The following is a 10,213-nucleotide window of genomic DNA, read 5'->3' on the forward strand; positions in this document are numbered from 1 at the left end:
ATGAAGCAGATTTTACTGGCCTATGCTTTTATCAGCTTAATCATTATCGCAGGCTTAAGTGTTTTAAGTTATGGCTATGGTGCAGGTTATGTGTATTTATATTGGCGTGAATGGCAAATTCAGACCAATATCTGGATGATATTTATTATTCTGGCCAGTTTAAGCCTGTTGATCCAGTTATTGTGGTTGCTCATTAAACGTTATTTAACCCGGGAACAACGAAAGCTGGAAACAGTTTTTAATTTTAAAAACTTGCACCCTTATGAACAGTTGGCAGTAATTTGGTTATTAGAGGCAGCACAAGATCAACACCAATTTATTCAAAACGTATTTTCTCAATCGGGTTTATTAAAGGGCATTATAGGTTCACGTTTGTATTGGATGCAGCAGCAGTATCCTCAAGCCCTTGCAATTTTAAATCAAAGTAATGCGATGGCATTTGAATTGGCAGAAATACAGCGCATAGAAATTTACCTGTCGCAAAATGATGCCGAGCAGGCATTAACCCATCTTGAATTCTTAAATCAGCACGAGCTGTCACCCTGGTTAAATGATGTAAAAAGTGCTTATGATTTAAGATTAACCAGTTTGTGGGAAAAGTATGCGATTCAGTTCCCCTGGATGTATTTACGTTCGACCAAATATGGACATTTGGGTACAGAAAAAAAACGGGAATGGTTACAGCAGTTACTGGTTAATTTTGACCAGGCCAATATCGAGAGTTTGCAAAATTTGCAACAGCGCTATTTAGACTTGCAAGACCAAATTTATAGCCGTGATTATGAGATCAAGGTGTTATGGTTAAAGCTGTTATCACGTATGCCGGAAATGAGCCAGCAACATGAAGCCCTGGTATTACATTTACTGGATCAACAATTTAACCAAGACGTTTTTTATTTATGGTTTCAGCAGCAACTATTAAAGCAAAATCCAGATTATTTAATGGTTGAACAGCGAATTGACTATTGGGAAAGTAAATATCCTTCTTTGCCCGTATTTACCTTCGCAAAATGGCATGTATATACCGCGACGGAAAGAATGGCTGAGGCTGATCAATTACTTGAATTATACCCAGATAATGTCATGATGAGTTATTTAAGAATTAAGTCTACTTTAAAAGGTCAGGATGATTTGATTAAGCAGTTAAATTTAATTTTTGAAAATAATGCAAATTTTGTAGAAATAAAAATATAAAGGTAAGAAATATGCTCAACCTGTCCGATTATGCGGTCATTTATGATCAGTCTGTTGCCTGGGGCGATATGGATGCCTTTGGGCATGTAAATAACGTCATGTATTACCGTTATATCGAGAGTGCCCGCATTTTCTATATGGATGCCTTGAATATTTTTGAACAGGACGTTTATACGGTGGTTGCATCGAATCAATGTAAATATATCAGTCCGCTATTTTATCCAGACCGGCTTAAAATTGGTGTGCGTGTTGAGGAAATTCGTAATAGTGCATTCCGTATGAGCTATTTATTATGGAGCGAGTCACAACAAAAAAATGTTGCTGTGGCAGAGGCGGTGATTGTCTGTGTAAATAAGGAAACAATGCTTAAAATGGAAATACCTGAAATTATTCGTCATAAAATGACAGAAATTGAATTAAGGGTAAAACATTTAATTTAAAGTTAATAGTTTAATAAAGGGTAAGTTGTAAAATCTGTTTAGCGAATTGTTGTTTATTTAAAAAAATGTATTGAATGTTTTAAATAATAAAAATATTATGAGCTGGTTTTAAATAAAAAATATAAAACCTTTTTTGGAGTTAATATGATGCCAGACATTAGTAATTTATCAGTTGAAGAGTTAAAGCGTTTACAAGTTGAAGCTGAAGCATTAATTGCTTCTAAAAAAGATCAGGCGGTTGAAGATGCCTATCAGCAAATTTTAGATATTGCCGATAAAGTAGGTTTAACCATTGAACAAATCCTGGAATTTGGTGCAACTAAACGTAAGAAAAGTACGCGCAAATCTGTAGAGCCGCGTTACCGTAGCAAAAAGAATGCAGCAGATACCTGGACAGGTCGTGGCAAACAACCTCGCTGGTTGGTTGCAGAACTTGAAAGTGGTGCAAAATTGGAAGATTTTCTTATCTAAGGAATTATTCATCAGATAGTCATCCAATTGGATTAGATTAAAAAACCAAGCTTTTCAGCTTGGTTTTTTTATGGCTGTTTTTATATCTTTGAATTGGCGTTGAGAAAAAAGTGTGCATAATAAGAGTAGAAATATAATATTAGCGTTTAGGGAAGAATAATTGATGTGGGTCGTGATGGGATGATAAACAAACCCAAATACATCACGTGGTGGATTTTTTCCATCAGTGTTTTTTTAATTTTCGTATTACTCCAAATTCCAGCGGCTTGGCTCATTTCAAAATTTTATAAAAACAACCAGGTTTTACAAAATGTAAGCGGTAATATTTGGCAGGGGCAAGCGGATTGGCATAAGGGGAATTTGACCGGGTCGTTGAGTTGGAAAACACGACCCCTGGATATTTTTTTGCTGCGTTTAGGGGCAAACATAGAGTTACATAGTGGCCATACCCAGCTTGAGGGTATTGTGGGGTATGGTTTTGGCAAAAAAATAATGATTCATAACTTGAATGGTCAGGTTGCACCGGAAACGCTTAAACATCTGGTGGAATGGCAGTGGCCGGTCAATGCCATTCAATTGCAAGATATAAATTTTAATTTTAAAAAAGAACAAGGCTTTGCTCGGGCAGATGGTCAATTGCAATGGGTGGGTGGCGAGTTGATTTATAACTATGCCCAGCGTCAGGATCGAATGAATATCCCTTCCCTGAAAGGAAAATTATCGGATGAAAATAATAAGCTGCGCTTTGATATTCGGGATCAGCGTGATCAAAAACTGATGGCATTAGAATTGAACCAAAACTTGATGCTTGATGTGCAATTGACTCAGCGTCTGCTGCTGAATATTTCTTCCTATAATGGTAAAGCGGGTTTGGACACCTATGTGATGAGTTCGCGCCAACCTTTGTTTAAAGGTGGCTTCTAATGAATCAATGGCTGGAAAAAATTCAACAATTCAATTGGAAGCAGGCAGACCGGATTGCTCCGATATTGTTAATCCTGCTGATTTTATATTTATGTTGGAAGTTGGCGAACATTTTTTGGCTGCTGGTGGCGCCGCCTCAGGTCATGCAGCTGGAACGTGTTGAGCTGGGTTCACAGCAGCCGCAGGTAGCGAATATTTCTTCATTTGCACTGTTTCAGGAAGCAGGCAGGACAGCGGCTGCAGAAGACAATGTTAATTTGATTTTGCAAGGTGTGGTGGTCGGTTATCCAAATCAATTTTCCTCCGCAGTCATTAAAGTCAATGAGCAGTCTGATCGCTATCAGGTCGGTGAGAGTATTGCACCTACATCTTATCAGTTGGCTGAAGTGTATTGGGATCGGGTGGTGTTGCGTCAAAGCAATGGTGCTACGCGAGAACTACAATTTAAAGGCATGGAAAATGGTCTGGATCAAAGCATTATTCCGCCTGTAGCAACCAGCTTGCCGATGAATAATCAGGCTACTCCGGCGATGCCCAGTCAGGAACAAAATGCTTTAGGGCAAGCAGTACAGAAGATACAGGAAGACCGCGATCAATATTTAAAAGATATGGGGGTCAATGCAGCAAGTGGAGGCTATGAAGTTACGGTCAGAACTCCAGCGACATTGCGCAGTAAGCTGGGGCTTCAACCCGGTGACCGGATCATGTCTTTAAATGGGCAGGCTGTCGGGCAGGGGCAAAGCGATGCCCAGTTGCTGGAACAGGCTCGACGTGAAGGTCAGGTCAAAATAGAAATAAAGCGTGGTGATCAAGTGATGACCATTCAACAAAATTTTTAAGTGATGCATCGTCACCTTACAGGATTAGGAAGCACGGAACTTTATGGCTTTATTTAATCATCATCGTCCAGTTTGGGCTTTATTCGCGGCTGCACCCCTGATTGCTATGGTGAGTACCTCTACTCATGCGCAAACATGGAAAATCAACTTACGAGATGCTGATTTAACTGCATTTATTAATGAAGTGGCTGATATTACCGGGAAAAATTTTGCTGTTGATCCGCGTGTGCGTGGCAATGTTACGGTCATTTCCAATAAACCTTTAAATAAAGCCGAAGTCTACGATTTATTTCTCGGGGTATTGAACGTGAATGGTGTGGTCGCCATTCCTTCAGGCAATACCATCAAACTGGTTCCGGATAGCAATGTCAAAAGTTCGGGGGTTCCTTTTGACAGCAAGCACCGTGCAACTGGTGATCAAATTGTCACACGGGTGATCTGGCTGGAAAATACCAATCCGAATGACTTGATTCCTGCCATACGTCCATTGATGCCGCAATTCGCCCATTTATCGGCAGTGGCTGGAACCAATGCGCTAATTGTGTCAGACCGTGCCAGTAATATTTATCAGTTGGAAACCATTATCCGTAATCTGGATGGTACGGGGCAAAATGATGTCGAAGCTGTGACTCTGCAATCCAGTCAGGCTGAAGAAATGCTTGGTTTGCTGGAATCGATGAGTTCTACCGGCGCAGCGCGAGATTTAAAGGGTTCTCGTATCCGGATTATTGCTGATACCCGTACCAACCGTATTGTGCTGAAAGGCGATACTGCGACGCGCAAACGCATCCGTCAGATGATTGAAATGCTGGATGTGCCGGCAGCAGACCGTTTGGGTGGGTTAAAAGTATTTCGCTTAAAATATGCCAGTGCAAAAAATCTTGCGGAAATATTACAAGGTTTGGTGTCTGGCCAGTCGGTATCTGGTTCGTCTAATTCAAATAGTTCATCAAACAGTAATATGATGAACAGTTCTGGCAGTGGTTCTTCCAACAGTAGTTCTTCAAGTATTTCGACCCCGGCGATTAATTTGGCCGGTGGTTCAAATAGCAATGCGCAGAGCATCACCAGTTTTAATGCCAACGGCGTCAGCATTATTGCCGATGACAGTCAAAACTCTTTGGTGGTGAAAGCTGATCCACAACTGATGCGTGAAATTGAATCCGCCATTCAGCAGCTGGATATCCGGCGTCAACAGGTTCTGATTGAAGCTGCCATTATTGAAGTGGAAGGTAATGATGCTGATCAGCTGGGTGTGCAGTGGGCTTTGGGTGATCTGACCAACGGCGTCGGCTTAATCAACTTTAGCAATGTCGGTGCAAGTATTGCCGAGCTTGCCGCCGGATATGTAGCCGGTGGTGCGGCAGGTGCTGCGGCCAATTTGGGAACCGGTACCTCGTTGTTACTTGGTGATTACAGGGAAAGTGATAACGGTTCACGCAAACTTTATGGCGCATTGATTCAGGCGCTAAAAAGCAAAACTAAGTCCAATCTGCTCTCGACGCCGTCCATTGTCACCATGGACAATGAAGAAGCTTATATTGTTGTGGGTCAAAACGTGCCGTTTGTCACTGGTTCTGCAACCACGACTTCTGCAGGGTTGAATCCTTATACCACGGTGGAACGTAAGGATGTTGGCGTCACGTTAAAGGTGGTGCCGCATATTGGGGAAGGTGGCTCGGTGCGTCTTGAGGTCGAGCAGGAAGTGTCTGCTGTGCAGCCCAAAGGCGAAGCTCAAGATTTAATTACCAGTAAGCGTGCCATTAAAACCTCGATTCTGGCTGAGCATGGCCAGACCATCGTTTTGGGTGGCTTGATTTCCGATAACTCGATTCATTCGCGTCAGGCTGTACCGGGCCTAGGGGCTATTCCTGGTTTGGGGCGTTTATTCCGTGCAGATGCCAAATCCAATGAGAAACGCAATTTGCTGGTATTTATCCATCCAACCATTGTTGGAGATACGAATGATGTGCGCCGTTTGTCGCAGCAGCGTTATAGTCAGTTGTACAGCTTGCAGTTGGCCATGGATCAGGATGGTACCTTTGCAAAATTACCTGAAAATGTAGAAGATATTTATCAGCAGCGAATTCCGGTCACACCATCAGCAGCGAAAGTCCCTTCTTATCAAACCCTGCCATCGGCAACCCAAAATCAACCGAAAGCAGCTGCGTTTACCACACCAGTGGCGATTGAGCCGGTAGTGCAAAAACAAAGGGTAGCTAAGCCTGTCACTGAGGTTGAAAAAACCAAAAATACGGTGACTACGACCACGATTCGTTCTGGTTCTTAACAGCGTGGCTAAAGAATTGAATATTCGCCATGATATGATGATTAAAAATCACAAAGAGAAGTGCATTTCATGACTTGGAAAATACAAGCAATTACCGGTGAATTAACGGGACAGGAAATCAGCATCGACCGTGATATGTTGGTCGGTCGCCATCAGAGTGCAGATCTCGTGTTGCAAGCAGGGGAGATTTCACGCAAGCATGCGGCTTTCTTGCTTAAAGACCAGGCCTTATGGCTGCAAGATTTGAATTCATCGAATGGCACCTTCGTCAATGATGTGCGTATTGAGCATGAAACCTTGTTAAAAGAAGGCGATATCATTCAATTTGCAGGTTTGAAATTTTCCGTGCTTGCGCCAGCTAAAGATATTGAGCCTGTTTTGACTGAAACAGAAAGTGTTCCGACCAGCGCGCAACCTGCAGAGGCGGTGGCGGTTTCTGAAACTGCGGCAGCAGCACCGGTTGAGCCAGAAGTAAAGACTGCAGCGCAGCAAATGAATGATCAGGGTATGCCTGAACTGACCGAGCGTGATGCCAACGTTCAGGTCAGTCGTGATGGTATGCCACAAGGTGTTGCCATCCCGAAACCTGCACCAATTCCAGAAGGTGTGGACTTGAGTGCAATTCCCGAGAAGCAAACCCCCATCGCGGTTGAAACACCAGTATCACGTGTAGAGCAAGTCAAAGAAGAACAGAAGAATGCATCACTAGGTTTAATCTCGATTATTGTGTTGATTATCCTTGCAATCATTGCCTGGTTATTCTTTAAATAAACCTGCACGCGACATACAATTAAGGCATGCAATCGCATGCCTTAATTGTATGGGTATGGGCTAATATAAATTGTGAGAGGGAAATGATGTCTGTAGCAAAACTTGAAAGCCGTGAACTGATTTTATTTGACTTGGATGGCACTTTGGTTGACTCGGCATCAGATTTATATCGGGCTATGAACATGAGCCTGAATGTCTTGCAATTACCGACCGTGACTGAGCAACAGGTGCGTACCTGGATTGGCAAGGGAACCTCTCTTTTTTGCCATAGCACTTTGCAATATCTCACCGGAAAGGTGGATCCGGAACAACATCAGCAATTGTTGACGACTTTTTTAAATATTTATAATGCAGATCCTTGTGTGGATACCCAACCTTTTAAAGGGGTGGTTGAGTTTCTCGATTGGGGCTTAAGCAACAATAAGCAAATGATTTGTGTCACCAACAAACCCGAACAGCCGGCACGTACGATTGTCGATGCTCTCGGCATGAGTCATTATTTTGTTGATGTGATTGGTGGAGACCGTTTTGAAGAGCGTAAACCCCATCCACGACAGCTGCTGTTTTGTGTTGATGAGTATGATGTCACTGCGGCAGAAACTTTAATGATTGGTGATTCCAGCAATGATGTGGAAGCAGCAAGACGTGCAGGAGTTGATTGTATTGTGGTGAGCTATGGCTATAATCATGGTGAAGATATTCATGATTGCCAGCCGCAACAAGTGGTTGATGATTTAACAGAATTACTCGTGCAATAAGTGAAAATTAAGGATAGCGAAATGAGAGATTGTATGGTTTTTCGATGGCGAAACTAAGTCAAATTACAGGAAAATAAACTTAAACCAGCCATATCGAAAACATATAGAGAATACTCATGACAACACAAACTCAATTCGAGCAGTTAAAATCTGACGGTTACAACCTGATTCCGGTTTATCGTCAGCGTTTAGCTGATACCGAAACACCATTATCCGTATTTGCGCGTCTGAAAGACCACAGTCAGGCCTATTTGTTTGAATCGGTTGAGGGTGGAGAGAACTGGGCGCGTTATTCCATTATCGGCCTGGGTGAGTCTACTGTTTTTTCATGCAATCGCGGTATTTTAACCGTTCAGCAGGTGGATGGCTCGATTGAGACTCAGCCGTGTAGCGACCCATTTCAATATATTCGTGATTTTCAGGCCCAGTTCCATGTGCCGACGCAACAGGATTTACCGGATTTACCGAGCTTCACCGGGGGATTGGTAGGTTATTTTGGCTATGATTCGGTACGCTATATTGAACCGCGTCTAAAAAATGTGCCTGAAGCTGATCCGGTCGGTTTGCCTGATATCTGGATGATGCTGTCTAAAACTGTCATTGTGTTTGATAACTTAAAAGATACTTTATTCCTGATTGTTCATGCAGATGTCAATGATCCTGATGCCTATGTCAAAGCCCAAGCGCAATTAGATCAATTAGAAGCTACCTTGGCAATACCGATTAGTTTGCAAGCAAAAAAACATACAGCACCCCATTTTGAGTCTTTGACTGGACACGACAAATTTATCGAATCTATTGCCAAGGTGAAGGAATATATTAAAGCTGGTGATGTCATGCAGGTCGTTCCAGGGCATCGTATGGTATCGGACTTCGATGGCGAGCCTTTACAAGTTTATCGCGCACTGCGTCATCTGAATCCATCACCTTATTTGTTCCTGGTACAGGGGCAAACTTTGGATAATCACAAACCCTTCCATATTGTAGGATCTTCACCGGAAATTTTATCGCGTCTGGAAAATGGCATTGCGACCGTGCGTCCTTTAGCCGGTACACGTCCGCGCGGTAAAACTAAAGAAGAAGATCTGGCACTTGAGCAAGACTTGCTTTCCGATGAAAAAGAGATTGCAGAGCATTTAATGCTGATTGACCTGGGCCGTAATGATGTCGGTCGCGTATCAAAAATCGGGAAAGTGCAGGTTACGGATAAAATGGTGATCGAGCGCTATTCCCATGTCATGCATATTGTCTCGAATGTGCAAGGGGAGGTGCGTGATGATGTTGATGCGCTGGATGTGTTTAAAGCCACTTTCCCGGCCGGTACGCTTTCAGGTGCACCTAAAATTCGTGCCATGGAAATTATTGACGAAGTAGAGCCGGTCAAACGCGGAATTTTTGGTGGAGCTGTGGGTTATTTAGGCTGGCATGGTGAAATGGATATGTCGATTGCCATTCGTACCTGTGTTATTCGTGAAAATAAGGTCTATGTTCAGGCTGGTGCAGGTCTGGTTTATGATTCAAATCCTGAATCTGAATGGAATGAAACCCAAATAAAAGCTCGCGCAGTGATCAAAGCGGTTGAATTATCATCAAACGGGTTGATTTTATGAGTTTTTGACGGTTTTTTTGAAAAAAACACTTGCAAGGATTCAGAGTTTTGCTAAACTGCACACCGTTCCGATACGAAACGTACGAAACACTAAGAAACGCCGGCATAGCTCAGTTGGTAGAGCAACTGACTTGTAATCAGTAGGTCCACAGTTCGAATCCGTGTGCCGGCACCATCTTAGAGAGTTTGGTAGTTAAGTAAAAGAACGACACTGAAGTAAGTGTAAAATGGTGAGATTCCCGAGCGGTCAAAGGGAACAGACTGTAACTCTGTCGCGTAAGCTTCGAAGGTTCGAATCCTTCTCTCACCACCAATTTTAAGACTTCAATAAGTGGTTTGTACCAACATCGTGCGGGAGTAGCTCAGTTGGTAGAGCGGTAGCCTTCCAAGCTACATGTCGCGAGTTCGACCCTCGTCTCCCGCTCCATTGAAGTTTTTATTTGCTCTTATAGCTCAGTGGTAGAGCACTCCCTTGGTAAGGGAGAGGTCTCGAGTTCAAATCTCGATAAGAGCTCCAGATACAGTTTGGCAACATTGTTGCAAAGATTTTAAAAAAGCAGGCTTATTAGTCTGCTTTTCAAGTATTGGGTGTTTGATTTTTTAAAGCGATAAGTCGATGCTGAGTTTTACTCAGAATTGTGTTCGACGTAAACGAGGAATATAAACATGGCTAAGGCTAAGTTCGAACGTAATAAGCCACACGTAAACGTGGGCACAATTGGTCACGTCGACCATGGTAAAACTACTTTAACTGCTGCAATTGCAACAATCTGTGCAAAAACTTACGGCGGTGAAGCGAAAGATTACGCAGCAATTGACTCTGCACCAGAAGAAAAAGCACGTGGTATTACAATTAATACTTCACACGTAGAATACGATTCTCCAATTCGTCACTACGCTCACGTAGACTGCCCAGG

The 10,213-nt window shown here is 42.8% G+C and carries 10 protein-coding genes and 4 tRNA genes; all 14 read left to right on the plus strand.

Annotation, left to right across the window (positions count from 1 at the left end):
• Positions 1-1,194: a heme biosynthesis protein HemY gene (locus ACE01R_RS05620; RefSeq protein ID WP_395549448.1), complete on the plus strand. Its 1,194-nt coding sequence runs from the start codon at positions 1-3 to the stop codon at positions 1,192-1,194.
• Between the two features lie 11 nt (positions 1,195-1,205).
• On the plus strand, positions 1,206-1,634 hold the full coding sequence (locus ACE01R_RS05625) for an acyl-CoA thioesterase (RefSeq protein ID WP_395549450.1): 429 nt from the start codon (positions 1,206-1,208) through the stop codon (positions 1,632-1,634).
• A gap of 144 nt (positions 1,635-1,778) precedes the next feature.
• Complete coding sequence (locus ACE01R_RS05630) at positions 1,779-2,105, plus strand: H-NS family nucleoid-associated regulatory protein (protein WP_395549455.1); 327 nt, start codon at positions 1,779-1,781, stop codon at positions 2,103-2,105.
• Positions 2,106-2,285: 180 nt separating this feature from the next.
• Entirely contained in the window at positions 2,286-3,029 is a 744-nt protein-coding gene (gene gspN, locus ACE01R_RS05635) for a type II secretion system protein N (RefSeq protein ID WP_395549456.1), read from the plus strand.
• Entirely contained in the window at positions 3,029-3,868 is an 840-nt protein-coding gene (locus ACE01R_RS05640; RefSeq protein ID WP_395549457.1) for a type II secretion system protein N, read from the plus strand. The genes gspN and ACE01R_RS05640 overlap by 1 nt, the downstream gene beginning before the upstream one ends.
• A 43-nt stretch (positions 3,869-3,911) precedes the next feature.
• The gene (gene gspD, locus ACE01R_RS05645; RefSeq protein ID WP_395549459.1) at positions 3,912-6,158 is read left to right on the plus strand and encodes a type II secretion system secretin GspD; all 2,247 of its coding nucleotides are present in this window, start codon (positions 3,912-3,914) and stop codon (positions 6,156-6,158) included.
• Positions 6,159-6,227: 69 nt separating this feature from the next.
• The gene (locus ACE01R_RS05650) at positions 6,228-6,929 is read left to right on the plus strand and encodes an FHA domain-containing protein (protein WP_395549460.1); all 702 of its coding nucleotides are present in this window, start codon (positions 6,228-6,230) and stop codon (positions 6,927-6,929) included.
• An 86-nt stretch (positions 6,930-7,015) separates the two neighbouring features.
• Complete coding sequence (locus tag ACE01R_RS05655; RefSeq protein WP_395549504.1) at positions 7,016-7,687, plus strand: phosphoglycolate phosphatase; 672 nt, start codon at positions 7,016-7,018, stop codon at positions 7,685-7,687.
• Between the two features lie 116 nt (positions 7,688-7,803).
• Positions 7,804-9,297: an anthranilate synthase component I gene (gene trpE / locus ACE01R_RS05660; protein WP_395549461.1), complete on the plus strand. Its 1,494-nt coding sequence runs from the start codon at positions 7,804-7,806 to the stop codon at positions 9,295-9,297.
• Positions 9,298-9,395: 98 nt separating this feature from the next.
• Positions 9,396-9,471: transfer RNA gene (locus ACE01R_RS05665), tRNA-Thr, on the plus strand.
• A 54-nt stretch (positions 9,472-9,525) separates the two neighbouring features.
• Positions 9,526-9,609: transfer RNA gene (locus tag ACE01R_RS05670), tRNA-Tyr, on the plus strand.
• A 38-nt stretch (positions 9,610-9,647) separates the two neighbouring features.
• Positions 9,648-9,723: transfer RNA gene (locus ACE01R_RS05675), tRNA-Gly, on the plus strand.
• A gap of 15 nt (positions 9,724-9,738) precedes the next feature.
• Positions 9,739-9,813, plus strand: a tRNA-Thr gene (locus ACE01R_RS05680).
• 149 nt (positions 9,814-9,962) lie between these two features.
• Positions 9,963-10,213, plus strand: a 251-nt coding sequence (locus ACE01R_RS05685; protein ID WP_395549464.1) for a GTP-binding protein, incomplete at its 3' end; no start/stop codon positions are given.

The organism is Acinetobacter sp. BSP-28 (assembly GCF_044130285.1).
GTDB lineage: Bacteria > Pseudomonadota > Gammaproteobacteria > Pseudomonadales > Moraxellaceae > Acinetobacter.